Annotated in this window: 24 protein-coding genes; 12 read left to right on the top strand and 12 right to left on the bottom strand. The window is 70.4% G+C overall.

Going from position 1 to position 23137, the window contains the following annotated elements; translation table 11 throughout:
* The first annotated feature begins 114 nt into the window (after positions 1 to 114).
* Both murI and hemA read left to right on the top strand, forming a co-directional pair.
* Positions 115 to 906 (top strand): glutamate racemase, encoded by a 792-nt coding sequence (gene murI, locus IQ292_RS01710; RefSeq protein ID WP_203308574.1) that lies wholly within the window; start codon positions 115 to 117, stop codon positions 904 to 906.
* 122 nt (positions 907 to 1028) lie between these two features.
* On the top strand, positions 1029 to 2270 hold the full coding sequence (gene hemA, locus IQ292_RS01705) for a 5-aminolevulinate synthase (RefSeq protein WP_203308573.1): 1242 nt from the start codon (positions 1029 to 1031) through the stop codon (positions 2268 to 2270).
* A gap of 13 nt (positions 2271 to 2283) precedes the next feature.
* On the opposite strand, the gene IQ292_RS01700 is transcribed toward hemA, so the two are convergent.
* A complete protein-coding gene (locus IQ292_RS01700) occupies positions 2284 to 2799 on the bottom strand; it encodes a DUF3429 domain-containing protein (protein WP_203308572.1) in 516 nt (171 codons plus the stop codon).
* 160 nt (positions 2800 to 2959) lie between these two features.
* Here IQ292_RS01700 and rpiB point away from each other — a divergent pair, with 160 nt between their 5' ends.
* From rpiB to IQ292_RS01675, 5 genes are read left to right on the top strand one after another with little or no spacing between them, the layout of a single operon-like run.
* The gene (gene rpiB, locus IQ292_RS01695; RefSeq protein ID WP_203308571.1) at positions 2960 to 3394 is read left to right on the top strand and encodes a ribose 5-phosphate isomerase B; all 435 of its coding nucleotides are present in this window, start codon (positions 2960 to 2962) and stop codon (positions 3392 to 3394) included.
* A gap of 4 nt (positions 3395 to 3398) precedes the next feature.
* Complete coding sequence (gene glyA / locus IQ292_RS01690; RefSeq protein ID WP_238940714.1) at positions 3399 to 4709, top strand: serine hydroxymethyltransferase; 1311 nt, start codon at positions 3399 to 3401, stop codon at positions 4707 to 4709.
* Positions 4710 to 4712: 3 nt separating this feature from the next.
* Complete coding sequence (locus tag IQ292_RS01685; protein WP_203308570.1) at positions 4713 to 4889, top strand: hypothetical protein; 177 nt, start codon at positions 4713 to 4715, stop codon at positions 4887 to 4889.
* A 19-nt stretch (positions 4890 to 4908) separates the two neighbouring features.
* Positions 4909 to 5373, top strand: coding sequence for a transcriptional regulator NrdR (nrdR, locus tag IQ292_RS01680; RefSeq protein WP_203308569.1), 465 nt, complete (start codon positions 4909 to 4911; stop codon positions 5371 to 5373).
* Positions 5374 to 5406: 33 nt separating this feature from the next.
* Positions 5407 to 6144 (top strand): RNA methyltransferase, encoded by a 738-nt coding sequence (locus tag IQ292_RS01675; protein WP_203308568.1) that lies wholly within the window; start codon positions 5407 to 5409, stop codon positions 6142 to 6144.
* Positions 6145 to 6298: 154 nt separating this feature from the next.
* Here IQ292_RS01675 and IQ292_RS01670 read toward each other — a convergent pair whose 3' ends face one another.
* From IQ292_RS01670 to IQ292_RS01660, 3 genes are all read right to left on the bottom strand, one after another.
* On the bottom strand, positions 6299 to 7696 hold the full coding sequence (locus tag IQ292_RS01670) for a UdgX family uracil-DNA binding protein (protein WP_203308567.1): 1398 nt from the start codon (positions 7694 to 7696) through the stop codon (positions 6299 to 6301).
* A 5-nt stretch (positions 7697 to 7701) separates the two neighbouring features.
* Positions 7702 to 8187, bottom strand: a complete 486-nt coding sequence (locus IQ292_RS01665; protein WP_203308566.1) for a hemerythrin domain-containing protein — start codon at positions 8185 to 8187, stop codon at positions 7702 to 7704.
* 85 nt (positions 8188 to 8272) lie between these two features.
* Complete coding sequence (locus tag IQ292_RS01660) at positions 8273 to 9520, bottom strand: putative DNA modification/repair radical SAM protein (RefSeq protein WP_203308565.1); 1248 nt, start codon at positions 9518 to 9520, stop codon at positions 8273 to 8275.
* Positions 9521 to 9641: 121 nt separating this feature from the next.
* On the opposite strand from IQ292_RS01660, the gene IQ292_RS01655 reads away from it, so the two are divergent.
* Together IQ292_RS01655 and IQ292_RS01650 are read left to right on the top strand one after the other, a co-directional pair.
* Entirely contained in the window at positions 9642 to 9794 is a 153-nt protein-coding gene (locus IQ292_RS01655; protein ID WP_203308564.1) for a hypothetical protein, read from the top strand.
* 111 nt (positions 9795 to 9905) lie between these two features.
* Positions 9906 to 10319 (top strand): DUF2721 domain-containing protein, encoded by a 414-nt coding sequence (locus tag IQ292_RS01650; protein WP_203308563.1) that lies wholly within the window; start codon positions 9906 to 9908, stop codon positions 10317 to 10319.
* 30 nt (positions 10320 to 10349) lie between these two features.
* Here IQ292_RS01650 and IQ292_RS01645 read toward each other — a convergent pair whose 3' ends face one another.
* The 5 genes from IQ292_RS01645 to IQ292_RS01625 all read right to left on the bottom strand — a co-directional run bounded on the left by IQ292_RS01645 (position 10350) and on the right by IQ292_RS01625 (position 16781).
* A complete protein-coding gene (locus IQ292_RS01645; protein WP_203308562.1) occupies positions 10350 to 13739 on the bottom strand; it encodes a chromosome segregation SMC family protein in 3390 nt (1129 codons plus the stop codon).
* 109 nt (positions 13740 to 13848) lie between these two features.
* Positions 13849 to 14544 (bottom strand): hypothetical protein, encoded by a 696-nt coding sequence (locus tag IQ292_RS01640; RefSeq protein ID WP_203308561.1) that lies wholly within the window; start codon positions 14542 to 14544, stop codon positions 13849 to 13851.
* A gap of 241 nt (positions 14545 to 14785) precedes the next feature.
* A complete protein-coding gene (locus tag IQ292_RS01635; RefSeq protein WP_203308560.1) occupies positions 14786 to 15523 on the bottom strand; it encodes a thioredoxin domain-containing protein in 738 nt (245 codons plus the stop codon).
* A 34-nt stretch (positions 15524 to 15557) separates the two neighbouring features.
* Positions 15558 to 16253: a DsbA family protein gene (locus tag IQ292_RS01630; RefSeq protein WP_203308559.1), complete on the bottom strand. Its 696-nt coding sequence runs from the start codon at positions 16251 to 16253 to the stop codon at positions 15558 to 15560.
* A gap of 6 nt (positions 16254 to 16259) precedes the next feature.
* Complete coding sequence (locus tag IQ292_RS01625; RefSeq protein WP_203308558.1) at positions 16260 to 16781, bottom strand: DUF721 domain-containing protein; 522 nt, start codon at positions 16779 to 16781, stop codon at positions 16260 to 16262.
* 26 nt (positions 16782 to 16807) lie between these two features.
* Between IQ292_RS01625 and mutY the strand changes: the two genes are divergently transcribed.
* From mutY to nudC, 3 genes are read left to right on the top strand one after another with little or no spacing between them, the layout of a single operon-like run.
* Positions 16808 to 17878, top strand: a complete 1071-nt coding sequence (gene mutY, locus IQ292_RS01620; RefSeq protein ID WP_287977479.1) for an A/G-specific adenine glycosylase — start codon at positions 16808 to 16810, stop codon at positions 17876 to 17878.
* Positions 17878 to 19239: a serine hydrolase domain-containing protein gene (locus IQ292_RS01615; protein WP_420853639.1), complete on the top strand. Its 1362-nt coding sequence runs from the start codon at positions 17878 to 17880 to the stop codon at positions 19237 to 19239. The genes mutY and IQ292_RS01615 overlap by 1 nt, the downstream gene beginning before the upstream one ends.
* A 44-nt stretch (positions 19240 to 19283) precedes the next feature.
* Complete coding sequence (gene nudC / locus IQ292_RS01610) at positions 19284 to 20135, top strand: NAD(+) diphosphatase (protein ID WP_203308850.1); 852 nt, start codon at positions 19284 to 19286, stop codon at positions 20133 to 20135.
* A 57-nt stretch (positions 20136 to 20192) separates the two neighbouring features.
* Here the strand turns inward: nudC and IQ292_RS01605 are convergent, their stop codons facing one another.
* The 3 genes from IQ292_RS01605 to recO are packed head-to-tail and all read right to left on the bottom strand — an operon-like array spanning position 20193 to position 23127.
* A complete protein-coding gene (locus tag IQ292_RS01605; RefSeq protein WP_203308557.1) occupies positions 20193 to 21290 on the bottom strand; it encodes a glycosyltransferase in 1098 nt (365 codons plus the stop codon).
* Complete coding sequence (leuB, locus tag IQ292_RS01600; RefSeq protein WP_203308556.1) at positions 21287 to 22336, bottom strand: 3-isopropylmalate dehydrogenase; 1050 nt, start codon at positions 22334 to 22336, stop codon at positions 21287 to 21289. The genes IQ292_RS01605 and leuB overlap by 4 nt, the downstream gene beginning before the upstream one ends.
* A gap of 59 nt (positions 22337 to 22395) precedes the next feature.
* Entirely contained in the window at positions 22396 to 23127 is a 732-nt protein-coding gene (recO, locus tag IQ292_RS01595) for a DNA repair protein RecO (protein ID WP_203308555.1), read from the bottom strand.
* Between the last annotated feature and the right edge of the window lie 10 nt (positions 23128 to 23137).

The raw sequence follows: 23137 nt of genomic DNA, 5'->3' as shown, positions 1-23137 counted from the left end.
TCCTTGGCCACAATATCGATCGGTGAACGTGCGCTTCCGTCCGGCGGCGGACGGTGGGCTTCGTTGCCGGCACGGCTGGACGAGCGGCGCGGGGCCGACCTATGGCGCAAGGCCATGGACGCGCGGCCTATCCTGTTTTTCGATTCCGGTGTCGGCGGCCTTTCCGTCGTCGGGCCGACGCGGGCGCTGCTACCGCGCGCGCCGATCGTCTATGCCGCGGATTCGGCGGGCTTCCCCTACGGCATCAAGAGCGAGGGGGAGATCGCGGCCCGCGTGCCCGCGCTGCTCGGCCGCCTCGTCGAACGCTATCGCCCGCGGCTGGTGGTGATCGCGTGCAACACCGCGTCGACGATCGCGCTGCCGGCGGTGCGCGCCGCGCTGGACCTTCCCGTTGTGGGCACGGTGCCCGCGATCAAGCCAGCTGCGGCGATGAGCGTGACGCGCACGATCGGCGTCCTCGGCACGGAGGCCACGGTGCGGCAGCCCTATGTCGACGACCTCGCGGCCCGCTTCGCCGCCGATTGCCGCGTATTGCGGCACGGGTCGGCGCGGCTGGTCGCGCTGGCGGAGGCGAAGCTTGGCGGCGAGCCGGTGCCGGCGGAGGCGGTCGCGGCGGAACTTGCCGGCCTGACGGGGCAACCGGGCGGCGCGGAGATCGACGTCGTCGTCAATGCCTGCACGCATTTCCCGCTGCTCGCGCAGGAACTCGCAGCCGCGGCGCCGACCGTGCGGTTCGTCGACGGCGGCCCCGGCATCGCCCGCCGGATCGCCGCGCTGACCGAAGGACAGGACTGGCCCCAGGGGCCCGCGCCTCACCGCCTCGTCTTCACGCATCTCGGCGCGCGGGAGCGTGCCATCGCCGCCGGCCTCGCGGCGCAGGGCTTCGATACCGCCGAAGCCCTTTAGCATCGCCTGCTGCAAGGAAGGGGAGCGGCGGCCGACCTGGGACAAAATGCCCAAGGGATCGATCACCCTGAGCGTCATTCTCCGCTGGCAAGCCCCTGTCCGGCGGTCTACATGGGCTCCCCATGGACAGCGACGTGACAGAGGCACGCGTGGATTATTCCCGTGTCTTCACCCAGGCGATCGACCGACTGCATGCCGAAGGGCGGTACCGCGTCTTCATCGACATCCTGCGCAACAAGGGCATGTTTCCCAATGCGCGCTGTTTCGCGGGCCATAACGGACCCAAGCCGATCACGGTGTGGTGCTCGAACGACTATCTCGCGATGGGCCAGCACCCCAAGGTGATCGCCGCGATGGAGGAGGCGCTGCACGATGTCGGCGCGGGATCCGGCGGTACGCGCAACATCGGCGGCAACACCCATTATCACGTCGACCTTGAGGCGGAACTCGCCGATCTGCACGGCAAGGAAGCCGCGCTACTGTTCACCAGCGGCTATGTCTCGAACGAGGCGACGCTGTCGACCATGGCGAAGATCCTGCCCGGCTGCGTCATTTTCTCCGACGAGCTCAACCATGCCTCGATGATCGCGGGCATCCGCAACGCCGGCTGCGAAAAGCGCATCTTCCGCCACAACGATCTCGCGCATCTCGAGGAGCTGCTCGCCGCCGAGGACCCGTCGGTGCCGAAGCTGATCGCGTTCGAAAGCGTCTATTCGATGGAGGCGGACGTCGCGCCGATCGCGGCGATCTGCGACCTTGCCGACAAATACAATGCGCTGACCTACCTCGACGAGGTCCATGCGGTCGGCATGTACGGCGCGCGCGGCGGCGGCATTTCCGAACGCGACGGCGTCGCCCAGCGGCTGACGATCATCGAGGGGACGCTGGGCAAGGCGTTCGGCGTGATGGGCGGCTATATCGCCGCGGACCGCACGATCGTCGACGTCATCCGCTCCTATGCGCCGGGGTTCATCTTCACGACATCGCTTTCGCCGGTGCTGGTCGCCGGCGTGCTCGCCAGCGTCCGCCACCTGAAGGCCTCGAGCGTCGAGCGCGAGGGACAGCAGGTGGCGGCGGCGACGCTGAAGGCGATGCTGCGCGACGCCGGTCTGCCGGTGATGCTGGGCGAGACGCATATCGTCCCGGTGCTGGTCGGCGATCCGGTGAAGGCAAAGACGATCAGCGACATCCTGCTGGCCGAATATGGCGTCTACGTTCAGCCCATCAACTATCCCACCGTGCCGCGCGGTACCGAGCGCCTGCGCTTCACGCCCGGGCCGAGCCATGACGAGGCGATGATGCGGGAACTGACCGATGCGCTGGTGGAGATCTGGGGCCGGCTCGACCTGCGCAAGGCGGCGTAAGCCGCCGGTGCGGTCAGGCGAGCGTTCCGCAGGCGATCGTCAGCACGCCCAGCCCGATCGAAAGCGGCACGCGCATCGCCATCCAGCCTGCCGGCGCGACCCTCTCCTCGGCCAGCCGCCGGTCGACGAGCAACGTCAGCAGGACCGTCGATCCGAGCAGCACCAGCGCCCAGGACATGGGCATCAGCCGGCAGATCAGCAGCAGGATCAGCGCGGCGGCGATCAGGGGCGGCACGACCGCCAGCCCGGCGATCGTCCCCTGGCCGCGATCCGCCATCGGATCGGCCGTGGCGCGCATCGCGAATCCCCACCAGATGCCGCCGAGGAAGCTGAGGATCAGCGCCGCATAGCCGAAGGCGAACATCGCCCCGAGGCCGAGCCGCGGGTCGAAGGTGGCGATCGCCACCGCCGCGATCTGCGGCAACAGCCCGGCATAACCGAGGATCATCGCCGCCTCGCCCACCTGGCGGCGGCCGGGCGCCGCAGCGCCATGACGCGTCTCGGCCATATGATGCAGATCAGCGTTCATGGTCGTAGCAACACTGCGCAACAGGGATACGTTCCCCCGGCAGGCCGGCGAAAATGTGCGCGGTCGCGATGGAAGACCATGCGGACGGTGGCAATCGTCGCGCCACGCGGCTAAGGCGCGCGGACGTTACACGCCAACTTTTTTCGGGGTCACGACCGCCTTGCGCATCGCCATCGCCTCCGACCATGCCGCCGTCGCGTTGAAGCGCGCGCTGTCCGATCATGTCCGCGCGGCCGGGCACGATCTGATCGACCTCGGCACCGACTCGACCGATAGCGTGGATTACCCCGATTACGGCTATGCAATCGCCGCCGCGCTGGCCGACGGCCGCGCGGATCGCGGCATCGCGCTGTGCGGATCGGGCATCGGCATCTCGATCGCCGCCAACCGCAATCCGGCCTGCCGTTGCGCGCTCGTCTCGGAGCCCCTGTCCGCGACGCTGGCGCGCATGCACAACGACGCCAATGCCATCGCGATGGGCGCCCGCCTGATCGGCGAGGAGATGGCCAAGGCCTGCGTCGACGCATTCCTCGCCGGCGCGTTCGCCGGCGGTCGCCACCAGCATCGTGTCGACAAATTGTCGCAGGAAGGATGAACCGATGAGCACGCAACCCAATCCCGCGAACGACGTCCGCGCGGACGGCTTCTTCACCCGCGGCCTGGCGGCGGCCGATCCCGCCGTCTTCGCCGGGATCTCGCACGAACTGACGCGCGAGCAGACGCAGATCGAACTGATCGCGTCGGAGAACATCGTGTCCAGGGCTGTGCTGGAGGCGCAGGGCTCCGTCTTCACCAACAAATATGCCGAGGGCTATCCGGGCAAGCGCTATTACCAGGGCTGCGCGCCCTCGGACGAGGTGGAGACGCTGGCGATCGAGCGCGCCAAGCAGATCTTCGGCTGCGGTTTCGTCAACGTCCAGCCGCACTCGGGCGCGCAGGCGAACGGGGCGGTCATGCTCGCGCTGGTCAAGCCGGGCGAGACGATCCTGGGCATGAGCCTGGATGCCGGCGGCCACCTGACGCACGGCGCCAAGGCGGCGATGAGCGGCAAGTGGTTCAACGCGGTGCAATATGGCGTCGACCCCGATACGCACCTGATCGATTACGACGCGGTCGAGGCGCTCGCGGTCGAGCACCAGCCGAAGCTGATCATCGCGGGCGGCAGCGCCTATCCGCGCGTCATCGACTTCGCGCGCTTCCGCGAGATCGCGGACAAGGTCGGCGCCTATTTCATGGTGGACATGGCGCACTTCGCCGGCATCGTCGCCGCCGGACTGCATCCGACGCCGTTCGGCCATGCGCATGTCGTCACGACCACGACGCACAAGACGCTGCGCGGCCCGCGCGGCGGCATGATCATGACCGACGACGAGGCGATCGCGAAGAAGATCAACTCGGCGGTCTTCCCCGGCCTGCAGGGCGGCCCGCTCATGCACGTCGTGGCGGCGAAGGCGGTGGCGTTCGGCGAGGCGCTGCAGCCCGAGTACAAGACGTATATCGCCGCCGTGGTGGAAAATGCGAAGGTACTCGCCGCGACGCTCAAGGAGCGCGGCGCGGACGTGATCGCGGGGGGTACCGACACGCACCTGGCGCTTATCGACCTCCGTCCGCTCGGCATCACCGGCAAGGATGCCGATGAGGCGCTGGAGCGCGCCGGCATCACCTGCAACAAGAACGGCATTCCCAACGACCCCCTGCCGCCGATGAAGACCAGCGGCATTCGCGTCGGTTCGCCCGCGGGGACGACCCGTGGCTTCGGCCCGGCGGAATTCCGGGAAATCGGCCACATGGTCGCCGACGTGCTCGACGGGCTCGCCAGCAAGGGCGAGGCGGGGGACCCGGAGGTCGAGGCGAACGTTCGGGACCGCGTGCGCGCGCTCTGCGCACGCTTCCCCATCTACGAAGGATAAGCCATGTCGAAGATCGAAGAGGTCCAGGACACCGTCAAGTCGACGCCGGGCCTGGGCAAGAAGATGGCGAAATACGGTGCCGTCGGCGCGGTGCTGGCGATTCCCGTGCCGTTCGTCGGCCCGGTGTTCGGCGCGCTGGTCGGTGCCGGCGTCGCCTATGCGCGCCGCAACAAGATCTGAAAGGCCCTGACGGACCGACATGCGATGCCCGTTTTGCGGCCATGAAGACAGCCAGGTAAAGGATAGCCGCCCCACCGAAGACGGGGCGGCTATCCGTCGCCGGCGCCAGTGCGAGGGCTGCGCCGCACGCTTCACCACTTTCGAACGCATCCAGCTGCGCGAATTGTGGGTGCTCAAGAGCGAAAGCCGACGCGAGCCGTTTGATCGCGAGAAACTGCTGCGCTCGGTCGCCATCGCGACGCGCAAGCGGCCGATCGACCCGGTGCGCATCGAGAAGCTGGTCAGCGGCATCCAGCGCCAGCTTGAAACCGCGGGCGACGGTGAAGTCTCGTCGAAGCGGATCGGCGAAATGGTAATGGACGGGCTGCGCGGGCTCGATTCCGTCGCCTATATCCGCTTCGCCAGCGTCTATCGCGACTTCAGCGAGGCACGCGATTTCGAGGAATTCGCCGGGACGGTGGAGGAGGCGGGGCGAGAAGGATAGGGTCCGCCGCGCAAGAGCAGACGAAACAAGGACATGGCCATCCCCAACAGCATTTCAGCCCCGCCGCCCGTCATCATCCTCGTTCGCCCGCAGCTGGGCGAGAATATCGGCAAGGCCGCACGCGCGATGCTCAACTTCGGGTTGACCGAGATGCGTCTGGTCGCCCCGCGCGACGGCTGGCCCAATCCGCAGGCAGGTCCCGCCGCGAGCGGGGCCGACATCGTGCTGGAACGCGCGCAGGTGTTCGATACCGTCGCGGACGCGGTGGCCGATTGCGTCCATGTCTATGCGACCACCGTGCGCAAGCGCGGCATCACCAAGCCGGTGGTGACGCCGGAAGAGGCGGCGCGCGCGATCCATGCCGAAGCCGGGCGATCCGCGCTGCTGTTTGGCCCGGAACGATCCGGGCTGGAGACGGACGACGTCGCGGTCGCGCGCACCATTCTCACCGTGCCGATCAATCCCGAATTCGGCAGCCTCAATCTGGCGCAGGCGGTGATCCTCTGTGCCTATGAATGGTCGAAGGGGCAGGGGCTCGCGCAGCCGCCGCAGGTCGACCTGCCCGACGTCGCGCCGCAAGCCGAGCTCGACGGCATGATCGGCCAGCTGGAGGGAATGCTGGAAGGCGCCGGCTATTTCTTCCCGCCGGATCGCACGCCGACCACCAAGCGCACGCTGCGCACGCTACTGACCAAACCCGGCTGGTCGAGTCAGGAGGTCCGCACGCTGCGCGGCGTGCTCACCACGCTCGCGCGGCCGCGGGAGCGCTGAACGCTCCTGCGCAAGCCCATCGGGCCGATTGACTGAAGGGCGCTATGCCCCTTGGTGACGGTCGGGGAAGCCGACAGCTCGCCGACCGACGAGCGCGACTCCTCTCGAGAGCCTCGCCACCGGATGGCGGACCCTGCCTCGACCGGCAACGGCGTCAGCCCAGCGCCGCCTTCGCGCCGCGCAGATCCTCGACGAACCGCGCGAACTCGTCTTCCTTCTGCGCCGGGTCTGGCAGGCGGAGCAGATAGCTGGGATGGACCGTGATCCATGCCGCGCCGCCATCAGGCAGCGCGATCGTCCGCCCACGCTCGCGCGAGATCGTGACCGTCCGTCCCAGCAGCGACCGCGCGGCGGTCGCGCCCAGCGCCACCGTCATCTGCGGCCGTACGAGCAGCCTTTCCTGCTCGATCCACCACCGGCATGCCTCGATCTCGCCCGTCCCCGGCTTGGCATGGATGCGCCGCTTGCCGCGTTGCTCGTATTTGAAATGCTTGACCGCATTGGTGACGTAGAGGCGCGCGCGATCGATCTCCGCCGCGGCGATCGCACGATCGAACACCTGGCCAGCCGGGCCGACGAACGGCCGCCCCGCCAGATCCTCCTGGTCGCCCGGCTGCTCGCCGACGACCATCATCGCCGCGTCGACCGGGCCTTCGCCGAACACCGTCTGCGTCGCCGGCTTGTAGAGCGGGCACCGCGTGCAGCCCATCGCCTCTTCGCGCAGCGCCTGCCACGCCGCCACGCTGTTGTCGCCCGACACGGCGCGCGCCTGTTCGATCATGCCGCTCTCCCTCGCTTGCGCGCCTGCGATCAGTTCGCCGACCAACGCGGTTTCCGGCATGTTTTTCCAGTATTTGCGCGGCATCTCCTTCAGCATCGCGCCCACCTTCAGGCGGGCGGGGTTGAAGATGCTGGCATAATAGGTCTTCCACACCTCCTCGACCGGATCGCCCTCCGGCGCATCCGCGCGGCTCGCGCCGGGGCCCTCGCTCAGCGCCTTGCCGTCCCAGTGCAACGAGACCTCCGGCGTCAGGATCGACCAGCGCATCGACGCGAAGCGGTTGACGAAGAAGGCCGCGTTCGCGCGGACGATATGATGGTCCGGCTCGAACCAGGCGACATAGCGGCTGTCGTCCTCGTCCGTCGCCACCTCGCGGAAGCGGAGGAAGGCGCGCATCTTGTGAATGTCGCGGCGGACCGCCTTGGCCAGGCCCTCCAGCCGGCGCACCAGCGGGTCCGCCTGATCGGCGAGAATCCCCGATTGGCGCCGCAGCCGCACCAGCAGGGCATAGAGCAGCGCGAACCGCTCGGGATCGTCGGCGAGGACGACGCTGCGGGCGAGATCGACGAAGCCGCGCGGGACGGAGAATGTCGCGCCTGGCGCGGTCTTAGCCGCCGCTTGCCCGCCCGCGGCGACGGCGAACAGATCGGCGGGCGTGTCGCCGACCTGCCAGACCACGTCATCGGGGGCCACCTCCGCCGCGGCCAGCGCGCGCGCGGCGTCGCGCCATGCCTCGAAATCGTCGGGGGCGGGAAGCGTGACGATCCGCAAGGCGATCAGTCGCGGTCGTCGCCGCCCGGCGGATTCGCCTTGGCGAGCTTCAACTCCTCGGGCTTGCGCTCCTCATAGACGTCGGCGAGCCGCTCCTCCGTCGCGTCGTCGAGCCCCTTCTCGGCGGCCGGGAACATCTCTTCCTCTTCCTCGTCGATATGATGTTCGTAGCGGTGGCGCATGTGGAAGAACTTCGATTCCCACTCGTCCGACCCGAAATCGAGGTCCGCCATCTCGCCCAGCAAATCGTCGACCTCCTTGTGCTCGGCGACCGAGTGGCGGGCGTCGTCGCGCAGGTCGGGCTTGCCCAGCATCTCGGCGTACAGCGATTCCTCCTCGGCGGCGGCATGGCTCTGCAGTTCCAGGCGAAAGGCCTCGAACAGCTTCTGGCGCTTGGCCGTGTCGCCCTTCAGTTCGCCGAGCTGCTTGAGCATCTCACGCTGCTTGTCGTGGTCGCGCTTGAGGTCGGCGTAGATCTGGGCGGTCGCCATCGTGTGTCTCCTTCGCGCGGCTCAACCGGCGAGCCGCCCAGCTGTTTCACCCGCGAATCACTCTCACCCGGCGCGGCGCGCCCGGTCAGGCGGCGAACAGTTCCAGCTGCTCGCGCTTCGGCGCGACCATCGGGCGCAGGTCCGCCCGGTCGGCGAGGATCACCGGGCGCCAATCCTCGGCGATGATGAACGGACGGACCTTCGCCACCGACACCGTCAGCCGCGCGACGTCGTCCAGACGCAGTCGCCGCCAGCGGCGGCTGGCGAGAATGCGGTCGACCGCCTTCACGCCGAGCCCCGGTACGCGCAGCAGCATCTCGCGCGGGCTTCGGTTGACGTCGACCGGAAAGCGGTCGCGGAACTTGAGCGCCCAGGCCAGCTTCGGATCGATGTCGAGCGGCAGCATGCCCGTGCCCTCGTCCGCCGCCGCTACGACCTCGTGCGGCGCATAATCGTAGAAGCGCATCAGCCAGTCGGACTGGTACAAGCGATGCTCGCGCATCAGCGGCGGGCGCTGCAGCGGCAACACGGCGCTGGCGTCGGGTATCGGGCTGAACGCGGAATAATAGACGCGGCGCAGGCCGAACCGATCGTACAGCGACGAAGCGCGCGTGACGATGTCGCCATCGGTCGCCGCATCCGCGCCGACGATCATCTGGGTCGACTGGCCGGCGGGGGCGAAGCGGGGCGCGGACTTGTACTTCTTGCGCGCGTCGCCCGAATCCAGGATCGCGCCCTTCACGTCGCGCATCGCGCCCTCGATCCGTGCGCCGTCCTTTTCGGGCGCCAGCCGCTTCAGCCCGCCCGCGGTGGGCAGCTCGACGTTGATCGACACGCGATCGGCATAGAGACCCGCCTGATGCACCAGTTCGGGATCCGCGTCCGGGATCGTCTTGAGGTGGATGTAGCCGCGGAACTGATGGTCCTCGCGCAGGCTGCGCGCTACTTCGACCAGCTGCTCCATCGTATAGTCGGACGACCGGATGATCCCCGAGGACAGGAAGAGCCCCTCGATATAGTTGCGCCGGTAGAAGGACAGCGTGAGGTTCACGACCTCCTGCGCCGTGAAGCGCGCGCGGCGCACGTTCGACGACTTGCGGTTGATGCAATAATGGCAGTCGAAGATGCAGCTGTTGGTCAGCAGGATCTTGAGCAGGCTGATGCAGCGACCGTCGGGCGCATAGGCGTGGCAGATGCCCATGCCCTCGGTCGAGCCGATCCCCTTGCCGTCGCGGCTGTCGCGCTTGGCGGTGCCGGACGATGCACAGGAGGCATCGTATTTCGCCGCGTCCGCCAGGATCGCCAGCTTCTCGCGGGTATCGAGCTGCGCCATGTGTTCCATTTACGTTCTCGGGACGCATGTCGCAAGGGACGCATTCGCCGCGCCGCCAGTCATCCTGGTGCAAGGTGGCGGGTGGATAAGGGCGGGGCAGGGGACGAAAGGGAGTATGCCCATGCCCGATACGACCTACCTCCTCGAACGCTCCCGCCAGGAAGCTGTGCGTTCGATCCACGCCACCCATCCCGCCGCGGCGGTGGTGCATCAGGAACTCTGCCTGCTCTACGTCGGTCAGGCGCTGGCGCGGCTGGTGCGAAGCCGCCATTGATGGCGACGTCGCGGCTGCCGGGACGCCGGCCGCCGCGACGCGCGGCAGCGGTGGCCAGGGAACCTTCGCCGGTCTGCGTCGATGTGCGCGGCGAAGGGTAAGACGACACGCATGCACGAACCTCTCAGCGCCGCGGCGCATGTCATCCAGCTGGCGCTGACGCCCATCTTCCTGCTGACCGCGGTCGCTTCGCTGCTCAACGTCTTTGCGACCCGGCTCGGGCGGATCAGCGACCGAATCCATGCGCTGAAGAAAGAGGCGCGCGTCAATCAGCACGAGATGGCCCGCCTGCGAAAGCGGTCGCGCATCCTCGACATCGCGGTCACGCTCGCGGCGGCGGCGGGCGCGATGACATGCTGCTCCGCCATCACCCTGTTCTTCGGCGTGCTGCGCGATTCGGGTCATGCCGCCTTCCTGTTCGTGTTCTTCGGCGGCGGCCTGCTCTGCGCCGTCCTGGGGCTGGCGTGCTTCGTCGTCGAAATCACGCTGGCCGGCCGCACGCTGCGCGACGAGGATCAGGCGTGAAGCCACGGCCGATGACCCGGCCGCCTTCGCCTATTCCGCCGCCAGCAGGGTCGCCGCGCCGCCCAGGTCGACCGAGACGAGCCGGCTCACGCCGCGCTCGACCATCGTCACGCCGAACAGGCGGTGCATGCGGCTCATCGTCACGGCATTGTGCGTGACGATGAGATAGCGCGTCTGCGTCTCGCGGCTCATCCGGTCGAGCAGGTTGCAGAACCGTTCGATATTGGCGTCGTCGAGCGGCGCATCGACCTCGTCGAGGACGCAGATCGGCGCGGGATTGGTCAGGAACAGCGCGAAGATCAGCGCCACGGCAGTCAACGCCTGCTCGCCGCCCGACAGCAACGTCAGCGATTGCAGCCGCTTGCCGGGCGGCTGGGCCATGATCTCCAGCCCGGCCTCCAGCGGATCGTCCGATTCGACGAGCGCGAGATGCGCCTGCCCGCCATCGAACAGCGTGGTGAACAGCCGGCGGAAATGCGCGTCCACCGCCTCGAACGCCGCGAGCAGCCGCTGTCGCCCCTCGCGATTGAGCGTGCCGATGGAACCCCGCAGCCGATGGACCGCCTGTCCCAACTCCTCGCGCTCGGCCGCGGTGCTGCGGCCCATGGCCTCCAGCTCCGCCAGCTCGCGTTCGGCGACCAGATTGACGGGACCGATCCGCTCGCGGTCGAGCACCAGCTTCTCGTGCAGCGCGCTTTCCGCAGCCGGCGCGCGGATGCTTTCGCTCGCGAAGCCGAGGCGTTCGGGCAGCACCGGTGCCGGGCAAGAGAAGCGCTCGCCGGACAGCCGCCCCATCTCCACCCGACGCAGCTCCTGATTCTCCAACCGGGCCGCGGCACCCGCCCTCCCCTCGCGCGCCTCGGCCAGTGTCGCGTTCGCCCTGCGATGCGCCTCCTCGGTGCGCCGTACCGCCTGTTCCGTGGCGGCCTCCGCCGCCGCCAGGCGGGTCGCTTCGTCGCGCGCCAGGGCATGCGCCGCCGATTCGTCGGCAATCGCCGCGTCGAGGACGACCGGTCGCGTATCGATCGCCGTCGCCTCTTCGGCGAGCGCGGCGGCACGCTTGTCCATCTCGGCGATCCGCCGTGCGGCCTCGCCCGCGCGGGCCCGCCAGCCGCGGCTCTCGGCCTGGGCCGCCGCCAGTCGCTCCCGCTGGGCCTGGGCTGTACGCTCGGCGGTGGCCCGGGCCGCGCGCGCCGCCGCGACGTCGGTGCGGCGATCCTCCGCATCGCGGCTCAGCGCGGCGACCGTCGCGGCGCTGTCGCCGCCGTCGGGGAGTGCGGCGCGTGCCGCCTGCGCCGCCGCCAGCTCGTCGGCGGCCTCGGCGGCTTCGGCTCCGACCCTCGCTTCGCGCACGACCAGATCGGCCCGTTGCACCCCCAGCCGCTCCAGCGCGGCCACGGCGCGATCCTCGTCGCGGGTCGCCTCGCGCAGCGTGGCGTCCGCTGCCGCGATCGCGCCACGCGCCGCCTGCGCGGCGCGGCGGGCCGCGCCGATCCGCGCCTCGACGGTCGCGCAGGCGGCATCGGCGCGTTCCGCCGCCTCCAGCGCCGCAGGGCGCGCCTCCGCCAGAGCCGCCAACCGATTGATCCGTTCCAGCCGCTCCGCCGCCGCCGCGCCCGTTCCGTCGGCGACGAAGCCATCCCACCGCCGCAGCCGGCCGTCCCGCGTCACCAGTCGCTGACCGACCGCGAGGGGGCGGCCGTCGTCCGCCGCGACGACGAACAGCTGCGCCAGCCGCCGCGCCAGCGTCGCCGGGCCGGCGACATGCGTCGTCAGCGGCTCGGCATCACCGGGCGGTGCCGGATCGTCCGGCAGCGGCGCAGCGCCCGGCCAGGCCGCCAGCCCCGCCTCCAGATCGTCGCCCAGCGCCGCCGCCAGGGCGCGCTCATAGCCCGCCGCGGGCCGGACATGGTCGAGCAGCCGATCGCGGCCAGTGCGCTGCGTCGTCCGGGTCAGCGCCGCCGCCTCGCTATCGATCGCCGCAAGTTCGGCGCGCGCGGCGGCTCTCGCCGCCTCGGCGGCGTCGCGGGCGCCGGCAGCCTCGCGCTCCTCGTTTTCCGCCGCCGCCAGGCCGGCACGCGCCGCTTCGGCGTCGGAGGCAGCGGCGTGACGTCGGGCGGCCGCGGCATCGCGCGCGGCGGCAAGCGGGGAATCCGCCCCCAGCGCCGCCATCTGCGCGGCGACCTCCGCCGCCGCCCGCGCCGCGCGCGACTGGCGCGCCGCAGCCGCCGCCAGGGCCGCCTCTGCGACGCGAACCTCCGCCGCCTCGCGCGCCTGCGCCGCCAGGCCCTGCGCCAGCGCCACCTCCGCGTCGCGCGCCTGCCGTTCCGCCTGCGCCAGCGCGGCGTCGAGCGCCGGGACGTCGGCGGCGGACGCGGCGAGCGCGCGATCGAGCGCCTTCGCCTCGTCGGCCAGACGCGCCAGTGCTTCGGCCGCGTCGGCCGCCAGCGTGCCCTCGCGGGCGCGGTCCTCGGCGATCCGCCGCCGCTGGTCGGCGAGATCGGCCACCCGCCGCGCCGCCGCCTCCCGCTCCGTCTTCAGCGCCGCCAGCCGGTGTCCCGCCTCGCTCGCCGCCTCGCGTGCGGCCAGTGCCGCGCCGCGCGCATCGGCAAGTGCCGCCACCGCCGCATGCTGTGCCGCGGCGGCGGCCTGTTCCGCCTCGCCCGCCGCCGTCACCCGCGCCTCCGCCGCCGTTGCGTCCGCGCGGGCCGCGTCCGCTGCCGCCACGGCCTCTCGCCAGCGCGCGAAGATCATCCGCGCTTCGGCGACGCGGATCTGTTCGGAGAGCGTGCGGTACCGCTCCGCCTGTCGCGCCTGCCGGCGCAGCGCCGCCGCACGGACATCCTGGTCGGCGATCAGTTCGTCCAGCCGCGCGAGGTTCGCCTCGGTCGCCCGCAATCTCGCCTCGGCATCGCGGCGTCGCACGTGCAGTCCGGCGATGCCGGCCGCTTCCTCCAGCATCGCGCGCCGTTCCGTCGGCTTGGCGGCGATTACCGCGCCGATCCTGTTCTGGCTGACCAGCGCCGGGCTGTGCGCGCCTGTCGCGGCATCGGCGAAGAGCAGGGCCACGTCCTTCGCCCGCACGTCGCGCCCATCGATGCGATAGGCGCTGCCCGCGCCCCGCTCGATCCGGCGCACCACCTCGCGCTCCTCGCCGTCGGCGCCGTCGAGCAGGATGGAAACTTCGGCGAAGTCGCGCGGCGGGCGCGTCGCCGTCCCGGCGAAGATAACGTCCTCCATGCCCGTGCCGCGCAGCGACTTCGCGCTATTCTCGCCCATGGTCCAGCGCAGCGCCTCGAGCAGGTTCGACTTGCCGCAGCCATTGGGGCCGACGACGCCGGTCAGCCCCGGCGCGATGACGAGATCGGCCGGGTCCACGAAGCTCTTGAAGCCGGCGATGCGCAGCCGCTTGATCTGCATGTCAGGGGAGGGGGTGAGGCATGGTGGCGGGCTCGCGCCATCCTACACGTGTTGCGGCATGGGGGAAGGGTGTCGGGGAGGCGCCGCTCCCACGTCGGTGTATCGGGTTCTAGCGGACGCTCTCGAATCCGGAGAAGGTCACGAGCGTGGTGATCTGCCCCGATTTGCCCAGCATCGAGCCCTTCATCACGCTCGACGATCCGGCGGGAATGATCGCGCCGTTCGGCAGCGGTGCATATCGGGCGCTGACATCCATGCTCTGCACGGACGCGACCAGCATCATCCTGAACGATTTGTTCGACAGGAACCGCACCCGCTCGACGAACGGGGTCTTGCCCTTCATGTTCACGACGGCTTCGGCCTGCGTGTCGGCGGATGCATCGTGCGATCCGATCTTGACGACGCCGGCGGGCAATCGGCTGAAGCGATAGGTCGCGTAACCGGGAGCGGAGTCGCTGCGCGTGGCGGGAGCGCCGAACCATTCCGCCAGCTCATGATAGGACGGCGTGGGCCCCCTTTTGGTCTTGCGCGACTGGTCGATCTCCTTGTCGCTGGGCGCGTGCCCGTCCACGCTGACGAGCGACCAACGCTGATCCGCAGGCCGCCGCGGATCGAAGCGCTCGACGAAAACCTTGCGGGATGCGCCGGTCCGCTCGAAGGCCATGGTGCGCTGGAACGCATAGGCATCCGGCTGGGTGGCGCGCATGGCCTGGACCAGGCTGTTCTGCAGCTCGTCCGCCCTGGCTTCGACCGAGAGGAGCAGGCAGGATATCGCAGCCAGGCGGCGCAGCTGACAGGGCGACATGAGGGTCCTTTGGCAACGTGATCGACGCAGGGGCCGCCACGCGAGGCTGGGAGCGGCCGCCCGGGCGCAAACTCCGGGAACATTGCGGCAGGTTTGTGTCGAACCCGACGGTGCGGCAATCCGGGGCGAAGGGCGCCAGATGCGCGGGCCTGCCGCCGTCACGTCTCGCGGGCGAGGGGCACGGCCGCCTCGCCCGGTACTTGCAGACACCGGCCGTTCCGGTCGGCCGGTTGAATGGCCGTTACGCGCCCGCAGCCTTGAGCAGCGGCTCGAGCTGGCCCCAGGTGATCGCGTCGAGCTTCTGGCCGTTCAGGATCAGCGTCGGGGTGCCCTGCACGGTGCCGTCGGCGCCCTTGTCGGCGGTCTGCTTGGTCCAGCGGTCGATCTGGCCCTGGTCGGCGAGGCACTGCATCGCCTTCGCCTCGGGAATGCCGCGCTGCTTGACGAAGTCGATCAGGCCCATCTGCTGCGCCATCATGCGGAAGGCGTCGACGGGCTTGGCCGACTGGATCTGCTGCTGCACCGCGGGCGACGCGGACTGCATCTTGTCGAGGAAGCTCTGCTGGTTGGCGTACATCTGCTCGAGCAGCGGGAAGAAGGCGTCCTTGCCCGTGCAATTGCCGAGCAGCGTCGGCGGCATGTCGATCGCGCCGTGGACGAGGAACTCGCGGAACTCGAGGCTCACCTTGCCCGAATCGACGTATTTGGAGGTGAGCGGCGCATAGCCCTCACGCGCGAGCGCGCCGCAGGTCGGGCACAGGCGCGAGCCATATTCGACGAGCTTCAGCGGCGCGTCGGGATTGCCCATCACATAGCCCTCCTTGGTCTGCGCGACCACGTCGGTCCAATGCTGGCCGGCGGGCGGGGCCTTCGCCGCCACGGGCGCGGCGGGCGTGCCGCCGTTGGCGGTGCCGGCGTCGCCGCCCTTCGAACAGGCGACGAGCGCCAGCGGCGCAAGGAGGAGGGCGAGGAACTTCATATCGGACTAACGCTCCACGAAGGGGACTGGACGATTACTTGCCCGCCGGCGCGCCCTTGGCGCGCAAGGCGGCGGCGAGCTGCTCCCACGCCATCGGCGGTTGCAGCTGATTGTTGATGTAGAAGGTCGGCGTCGACTGGACCTCGATCGGCGCGTCGCCGGTCATCGCCGTGATCCGGTCGACCCCGGCCTTGTCCGCGAAGCAGGCGTTGATCTGCGCCGGGGTCAGTCCGCGCGCGCGGACTGCCTGCGTCAGCCCGGCAGCGTCGACGAGCGCGCGCGCCTGCGCGATCCCCGGCTTGGCATCGAGCTCCGGATGCGCCTGGGCGTAGCTGGCGAGCTTGGGCAGCCACGTCTCCTGCGTCGCGAAGATCATCGCGCTGGTCGGGAAGAAGCCCCTGGTGCCCGTGCAGCGCGCCAGGATCGCCGCGCCGAGATCGGCGGGATCGCGGATCAGGTGCCGGTATTCGAGACTGACCTTGCCCGATCGCACCATCTGGCCCTTGAGCGCCGCCTCGCTCGACTTCGAGAATTCGGCGCAATGGGAGCAGGTGTAGCTGCCATATTCGACCAGCTTGATCGGGGCGGCGGGATTGCCGAGCACGAACGCGCCCTTGGCGGTCTGCGTCGCGTGGCCGGCCCAGTCCGTCGCGGGCGCGGCCGCGACCAGTGCGCCGGCCGTCGCGGCGGCGGCGAGGAAGACGGCGAGACCGGCGGCGAGGGGACGCATGAGAACCTATCCTATCTTCGGCAGGCCGCGCGGCGTGGCGGCGACGCCCGCGGCAAGCGATTCGAGCACGGCGCGCAATTCGGGATCGGCGATCGTCTTCAATCCCTCGCCCAGATCGGCGGGCACCGGGCGCAGGGTCGCCCCGGCGGCGGGCGCGCGGCGCACGGGCTTCGCGACCTCGCCCTGCCGCAGCGTCAGGCGCGCGACCGCGGCATAGCCGAAGAAGCGGTTCACCCGCTCGACGATCTCCGGCGCGATATGCTGCATCATCGGCGCATGGCTGCCGCGCACCGTCACCGTGAGCGTCCCGTCCGCCTTCTTGCCCGGCGGGAAGCGCAGCGATTCGGGCGCGGACGCCCCCGCCCAGCGCTCCCCAACGATCTCGGGCCAGTGGCTGACGAGCGCGCTCTGGACGAAGCCGAAGCGGCGGAAGGCGGCGCCGCCGACCGCGGGCAGCAGCTCGCTGACCGCGCGGGCGCGGTTCTGCCGGGGGGATTCCATTTCGGGGGCGCGGCCGCGCTTGCTCATCCGCCGCTCCATGCCATAGCGAAAGCGTGGACGCTACATGCCTTTACCCAGCGGATACGGCCGCCCCCGGCGATATCGCGCCGCTGCTCCTCGCCTGGTACGACCGCCATCGCCGCGACCTGCCGTGGCGCGCCAGGCCGGGAGAGACGCCCGACCCGTATCGCGTCTGGCTGTCGGAGGTGATGCTGCAGCAGACGACGGTCGCCGCGGTGACGCCCCGTTTCCTCGCCTGGACGCAGCGCTGGCCCGACTTCACCAGCCTCGCCGCGGCGGCGGAGGCGGACGTCATGGCCGCCTGGGCAGGGCTGGGCTATTACGCCCGCGCGCGCAACCTGGTGAAGGCGGCACGTGCCGTGGTCGCGGACCATGGCGGGGCGTTCCCACGGACGGAGGCGCAATTGCGCACGCTGCCGGGCCTGGGCGCCTATACGGCGGCGGCGGTGGCGGCGATCGCCTTCGGCGAGCGGGCGGTGGTGGTCGACGCCAATGTAGAGCGGGTGGTCGCGCGGCTGTTCGCGATCCGCACGACGTTGCCCGCCGCGCGTCCGGCGATCCGCACGGCGGCCGACACGATCACGCCGGCCCGGCGCGCGGGCGACTTCGCGCAGGCGATGATGGATCTCGGCTCCGCGATCTGCACGGCGAGGGCGCCCAAGTGCCTGCTCTGTCCCCTGCAATCGCACTGCCGGGCGCAGATCGAGGGGGTGGCGGCGGCACTGCCCGCCAAGGCCGCGAAGAAGGCAAAGCCGCAGCGGCATGGCACGATCTTCTGGCTGGAACGGGACGGCCGCGTGCTGCTGGTCCGTCGGCCCGACAAGGGGCTGCTCGGCGGCATGCGCGCGCTGCCGACGGGACCCTGGCAGGATGAGCCGCCCGGCCTCGCGGACGCTCCGGCGGATGCCGCTTGGCAGATGCGCAACATCGTGGTCGACCACGGCTTTACGCATTTCGACCTGCAACTGGCGCTTGCCGTCGCGTCGGCGGACGCGCATCACGCGGCGGACGGCGAATGGTGGCCGATCGCCGACCTGGGGGCGGCGGGGCTGCCGACCGTCTTCGCCAAGGCTGCGGCCGCGATCATGAGGAGGGAAGACTGATGCGCGTTCCAGTGATGATCGGCGCGGCGCTTGTCGCGCTCGCGGGCACCGCCACGCTCGGAGCGCAGGCGCTGCGGCAGGAGGCGCGGCCGCTGCCGGCCCGCGTGCCCGCGCCCGACGCCGTGCCGGCGCGGGCGAATGCCGCCTTCCCGGGGACGCAGGCGCTGTTCGACGGCTATGTCCGCGACGGCAAGATGCCCGGCATCGTCGCCGCCTTCGGCATCGGGGACCGTCCGACGCAATTCATCGCGGCCGGCCGGATCGCCACCGACGCCGGTGCCGCCGCGGTCACGCCCGACAGCCTGTGGCGCGTCTATTCCATGACGAAGCCGGTCACGGCGATGGCGGCGATGATCCTGATCGAGGAGGGGAAGATCGGGCTCGACGATCCCCTGTCCAAATATATCCCCGCCTTCGCGAAGATGCGCGTCCTGACCAGCCCCGATACCAGCCTCGACAGCGAGCCGGCGAAGAGCCAGATCACGATCCGCGAACTGCTGACCCACACCTCCGGCCTCGGCTACAACATCAATGCGCAGGGGCCGCTGCTCAAGCTCTACGAGGCGCAGGGAATCGTGCCGGCGGCGGTCAACACGCCGGTCGAGGCGCTCGCCCGCCGCACGCGACCCGCGACGCTCGCCGCCTTCGCCGACCGCGTCGCGACGCTGCCGCTGGTCTACCAGCCGGGCACGCGCTGGCATTATTCGATCGGCCTCGACATCATGGGCCGGGTGATCGAGATCGCGTCCGGCAAGCCGTTCGACCGCTTCGTCCAGCAGCGCATCTTCGACCCGCTCGCGATGACGTCGAGTTTCTGGACGGTGCCGCCGCAGGACGCTGCGCGGCTCGCCACCAATTACGCCTTCGTCGGCGACCAGCTGACGCCGCTGGACCCGGGCGCGACCTCTGTGTGGCTGAAGCCGCCCAGTTTCCCCTACGGGGGCGCGGGACTCGTCATGTCGGCGCGCGACTATGATCGCTTCCTGCACATGCTCGCCGATCAGGGCACGCTGGACGGGGTGCGGATCATGAAGCCGGAGACGGTCCGCCTCGCCATGTCGAACCTGCTGCCCGCCGGCGTCACCTTCGGCGGCGTCGCGGGCAATACCGGCGGCACGCGCGCGGCGACGCCGATGGGGTTCGGCGCGGGCGGATCGGTGTATCTTGCCGACGGCCCGGCCGGCGTCCCGTCCAAGGGCACCTACGGCTGGGGAGGCGCGGCCGGGACGGTCGCGTTCGTCGATCCGGTCAAGCGCATCCGCGGCACGATCATGGTCAATTACTTCCCCGCCGATCGCTGGCCGGTCCGCGAACAGACCGTCGCCGCCTTCGCCGGCGACCTGACGCGTCTGCGCCCGTGAGCACGTCGACCCGGGAGCGCCCGACGCCGGGCTTCACCGGCGGCATGCTGGACCGCGCCGACGCTATCCGCCACGATCCCGATGCCTTCGCGGCGCTGCTGACCCCCGCGGCGCGGCTGCTCCGCCTCGACGGGCTGATGCCTGCGGTCGACGGCGACCACCTGTGCTGGGGCAGCATCGCCGAAGCTCCCGATGGCGCGGATTTCGCCCTGCTCGGCCTCGACGGCGACGGACGCGCACACCTTGCCGCAATCCCCCCGGCCGGCGCGGAAGGCACGGCGCCGGCGATGCGCAATCCGCAGCTGATGGCGATCCTTGGCGCGCTCGCGCCGGGCGAGGCGGCGGTCTATGCAGCGGCGCGCAGCCTGCTCGACTGGCACGCGCGGCATCGTTTCTGCCCGCGCTGCGGCGCGACGACGCACGTCTTCCGCGCCGGCTGGGGGCGCAGGTGCGACGCCGACGGCACCGAACACTTTCCGCGCGTCGACCCGGTGGTCATCATGATTGCGGAACATGACGGGCGCGCACTGCTCGGCCGTCAGCCGAGCTTTCCGCCGGGCCGCTATTCCGCGCTCGCGGGGTTCCTGGAGCCGGGCGAATCGATTGAAGAGGCGGTGGCGCGCGAGATCGCGGAGGAGGCCGGCGTCCGCGTCCGCGACGTCCGCTATGTCGCCAGCCAGCCCTGGCCCTTCCCCTCGTCGCTGATGATCGCCTGCGTCGCGGTCGCCGACGACGATGCGCTGACGCTCGACCGCAACGAGTTGGAGGATGCGATCTGGGTGCCGCGCGACGCGGTACGCCGGGTGCTGGCGGGCGAGGCGGGCGCGTTTTTGCCGCCGCCGCCCTATGCGATTGCGCACACGCTGTTGAGCATCTGGGCGGCGGAGCGAGATTGAGGCGCGCAGACGCGTGCGGGCCGGTACCGCGCCGATCCAGCCGTGCCGGACCAGGCCCTAATACCGCCCCCAGGTGAATTTGGACGACAGCGCGTAGTTCCACACCGCGCCCACCAGGATCCCGGCCAGTGCGGAGCCGGCCGCGCTGCCGTCGCGGAAGTCGTGCAGGAAGGCGGCGATGCCGATATTGGCGATCAGTCCGACCGAGCAGACGATACAGAACGATACCCAGCCGTCGAACAGCTTGCGGAACCCCTTCAGGCGCCGTTCGCGATAGGTGAGGGTGTTGTTGAGGAAGAAGTTGAAGGTCATCGCGCTCATCGCGCCGAGGATCTGTGCGAGCAGGAAATCCGCGCCGAGCGACAAGGCGGCGCCGAGCACGCCCATGTGGACGCCGACGCCCAGCACGCCGATGCCGGAGAACATCGCGAAGCGGACCGGCACGACATGGCCGAACATCCGGTCGTAGAGCGCGATCAGATATTCCATCGCGACGACGTGGTCGAGCTTGCTCTCCCCCTCCGTCCGCAGGCGGAAGGTATAGGGCAGCTCGGCGAAGCGCAGCGGCTCCGGCGACGTCGTCATCAGGTCGAGCAGGATCTTGAACCCGATCGCCGACAGGTCGGGCGCGAGGCGGCGGACGTGGTCGGTGCGGATCGCGAAGAAGCCGCTCATCGGGTCGGACAGGTCGCCCTTCAGCACGCGGCGCGACAATTTGGTCGCGAAGGCCGATTTGGCGACGCGGTCGCGATCCCAGTCGCCCGTGCCGCCGCCCGCGACGAAGCGCGAGCCGACGACGACGTCGAGCTCCGTGTCGCGTTGCAGCAGGTCGAGCATCGCGGGCAGCAGCGTCTCGTCATGCTGCAGATCGCCGTCGATCACCGCGACCACGGGCGCGGCGGTCGCGCACATCCCCTCGATGCAGGCGGACGACAGGCCGCGCCGGCCGATTCGCTGGATCACGCGGACGCGGCGGTCGAGCCGGGCGATCTCGCGCGCGGCATCGGCTGTGCCGTCGGGACTGTCGTCGTCGACGAAGATCGCCTCCCACTGCCGCCCGACGAGCGCCTGGTCCAGCTTTGCCACGAGGGTCGGGACGTTCGCACGCTCGTTGAACGTCGGGATGACGACGGCGATCTCGAGCAGGTCGCTCATAGCGCGGCGAGGATCGCGTCCGCCATCGCCCGCGTCGACAGCGTGCCGCCAAGGTCGGCGGTGCGCGCACCGCCGTCCAGCGCCCGGGCCACGGCCGTCTCGATCCGCTGCGCCGACGCCTCGTCGTCCAGCGAATGGCGCAGCAGCATCGCGGCGGACAGGATCGCCGCGCAGGGATTGGCCTTGCCTTGCCCGGCGATATCGGGCGCGGAGCCGTGGATCGGCTCGTACATGCCGGTGTCGCCGCTCCAGGCGCGCAGCGAGGCGCTGGGCAGCATGCCGATCGAGCCGGCGCACATGCTCGCCTGGTCCGACAGGATATCGCCGAACAGATTGCCGGTGACGATGACGTCGAACTGCGTCGGCGCGCGCACCAGCTGCATCGCGGCATTGTCGACGTACATGTGCGTCAGCGCGACCTCCGGATAGGCGGCGGACAGCTCGATCACGACGTCGCGCCAGACCTGCGACGTTTCCAGCACGTTCGCCTTGTCGACCGAACAGAGCTTGCGCTTGCGACGCTTGGCCATCTCGAAGCCGACGGTGGCGATGCGGCGCACCTCGTCCTCGTCGTAGCGCATCAGGTCGTAGCCCTCGCGCTTGCCCGCCTCGGTGGTGCGTTGCCCCTTGTCGCCGAAGTAGACGTCGCCCGTCAGTTCGCGGACGATGACGATGTCCAGGCCCTCGACCACCTCTGGCCTGAGCGACGACGCATGGGTCAGGGCAGGGAAGATCGTCGCCGGGCGAATGTTGGCGAACAGGCCTAGTCGACTGCGCAGGCCGAGCAGCGCGGCCTCGGGGCGCAGGTGCCGGTCGAGCCTTTCGTAGCGCGGGTCGCCGATCGCGCCGAACAAAATGGCATCGGCGCGGCGGGCGAGCGCCAGCGTCTCCGGCGGCAGCGGATGGCCGGCAGCTTCATAGCCGGCACCGCCGACGGGCGCCTCCTCGAACGACAGGTCGAGGTCGAGCGCCTCGAGCACGCGCCGCGCCTCCGCCGTCACCTCCGGACCGATGCCGTCGCCGGCGAGGATTGCTACGAGGGCCATGAACGCCTTTCCAGTCATGCGGTTGGTGCCGACGCGGCTTCATGGCGACGGGCGGCCGATCAGGCAACCGCCCTTTGCATCAGGTCGACGAGCCGCGCGCGCGCGGCGATGGTGTCGGCGCGGCGGTCGGTGAGCAGGTCCCGCGCGAGGAAATGGCCGGTGATGCGGAGCGCCTCGAACACCGCCGGCCAGTCCGCGACGCCGCCGTCGCGCAGGAACGGGGGCAGCGGGAACAGCCGGCTTTCATAGCCCGCGGCCGCCGCGCCGCTGACGGCGGCGCCGCTCTTGGGGCTGACGAAGCCAAGGTCGGCCGTGGCGCCGGTGACGATGCACGCGCTGAGGTCCAGGCCGAAGCCGAGTTCGGCGAGCAGCAGCAGCTCGTAGCGCGCGAGCGCCGCCGCCCAGCCGCGTGCGCTCGGTGCCGCCTCGATCGCGTCGAGCAGGCCGGCGAGGCCGTCATAGACCCGTGGATAGGGCTGCGCCTCGGGCAGGGCGGCGGCGGTGAGCGCGGCGATCCAGGCGAGCGCGGCGGCGGGCAGCGGCTCGCCGTGCAGCGCGGCGCGGCTGTGCAGCGGTTCGACGGTCAGCGCCGCGAGCTGTTCGCCCGTGCGCGCGCGCCATTCGCCGCGGATCGCGTTCGCCGGTTGCAGGATGGGACGCAGCGCGCGCGAGCGGCCGCCGCGCACATAGCCCGGCTGTACCCCGTCGTCGCGGGTCAGCGCACGCACCACCGCGCCATGCTCGCCATGTGCGCGAACGGCGAGGACCAGGGCTTCGGCGACGCGATGCATGACGGCGATA

The sequence above is a fragment of the Sphingomonas beigongshangi genome, from assembly GCF_016820445.1.
Taxonomy (GTDB): domain Bacteria; phylum Pseudomonadota; class Alphaproteobacteria; order Sphingomonadales; family Sphingomonadaceae; genus Sphingomonas; species Sphingomonas beigongshangi.
The sequence above is the reverse complement of the archived record's forward strand: the minus strand, read 5'-3'. Positions and strand labels throughout refer to the sequence as shown.

Excerpts from the sequence above, each read along its gene's own strand:
- murI (WP_203308574.1), top strand. The coding sequence starts at position 115 with ATGGACGCGCGGCCTATCCTGTTTTTCGATTCCGGTGTCGGCGGCCTT.
- hemA (WP_203308573.1), top strand. The coding sequence starts at position 1,029 with ATGGACAGCGACGTGACAGAGGCACGCGTGGATTATTCCCGTGTCTTC.
- IQ292_RS01700 (WP_203308572.1), bottom strand. The coding sequence starts at position 2,799 with ATGAACGCTGATCTGCATCATATGGCCGAGACGCGTCATGGCGCTGCG.
- glyA (WP_238940714.1), top strand. The coding sequence starts at position 3,399 with ATGAGCACGCAACCCAATCCCGCGAACGACGTCCGCGCGGACGGCTTC.
- IQ292_RS01685 (WP_203308570.1), top strand. The coding sequence starts at position 4,713 with ATGTCGAAGATCGAAGAGGTCCAGGACACCGTCAAGTCGACGCCGGGC.
- nrdR (WP_203308569.1), top strand. The coding sequence starts at position 4,909 with ATGCGATGCCCGTTTTGCGGCCATGAAGACAGCCAGGTAAAGGATAGC.
- IQ292_RS01675 (WP_203308568.1), top strand. The coding sequence starts at position 5,407 with ATGGCCATCCCCAACAGCATTTCAGCCCCGCCGCCCGTCATCATCCTC.
- IQ292_RS01665 (WP_203308566.1), bottom strand. The coding sequence starts at position 8,187 with ATGGCGACCGCCCAGATCTACGCCGACCTCAAGCGCGACCACGACAAG.
- IQ292_RS01660 (WP_203308565.1), bottom strand. The coding sequence starts at position 9,520 with ATGGCGCAGCTCGATACCCGCGAGAAGCTGGCGATCCTGGCGGACGCG.
- IQ292_RS01655 (WP_203308564.1), top strand. The coding sequence starts at position 9,642 with ATGCCCGATACGACCTACCTCCTCGAACGCTCCCGCCAGGAAGCTGTG.
- IQ292_RS01650 (WP_203308563.1), top strand. The coding sequence starts at position 9,906 with ATGCACGAACCTCTCAGCGCCGCGGCGCATGTCATCCAGCTGGCGCTG.
- IQ292_RS01645 (WP_203308562.1), bottom strand. The coding sequence starts at position 13,739 with ATGCAGATCAAGCGGCTGCGCATCGCCGGCTTCAAGAGCTTCGTGGAC.
- IQ292_RS01640 (WP_203308561.1), bottom strand. The coding sequence starts at position 14,544 with ATGTCGCCCTGTCAGCTGCGCCGCCTGGCTGCGATATCCTGCCTGCTC.
- IQ292_RS01635 (WP_203308560.1), bottom strand. The coding sequence starts at position 15,523 with ATGAAGTTCCTCGCCCTCCTCCTTGCGCCGCTGGCGCTCGTCGCCTGT.
- IQ292_RS01630 (WP_203308559.1), bottom strand. The coding sequence starts at position 16,253 with ATGCGTCCCCTCGCCGCCGGTCTCGCCGTCTTCCTCGCCGCCGCCGCG.
- IQ292_RS01625 (WP_203308558.1), bottom strand. The coding sequence starts at position 16,781 with ATGAGCAAGCGCGGCCGCGCCCCCGAAATGGAATCCCCCCGGCAGAAC.
- IQ292_RS01615 (WP_420853639.1), top strand. The coding sequence starts at position 17,878 with ATGCGCGTTCCAGTGATGATCGGCGCGGCGCTTGTCGCGCTCGCGGGC.
- nudC (WP_203308850.1), top strand. The coding sequence starts at position 19,284 with ATGCTGGACCGCGCCGACGCTATCCGCCACGATCCCGATGCCTTCGCG.
- IQ292_RS01605 (WP_203308557.1), bottom strand. The coding sequence starts at position 21,290 with ATGAGCGACCTGCTCGAGATCGCCGTCGTCATCCCGACGTTCAACGAG.
- leuB (WP_203308556.1), bottom strand. The coding sequence starts at position 22,336 with ATGGCCCTCGTAGCAATCCTCGCCGGCGACGGCATCGGTCCGGAGGTG.
- recO (WP_203308555.1), bottom strand. The coding sequence starts at position 23,127 with ATGCATCGCGTCGCCGAAGCCCTGGTCCTCGCCGTTCGCGCACATGGC.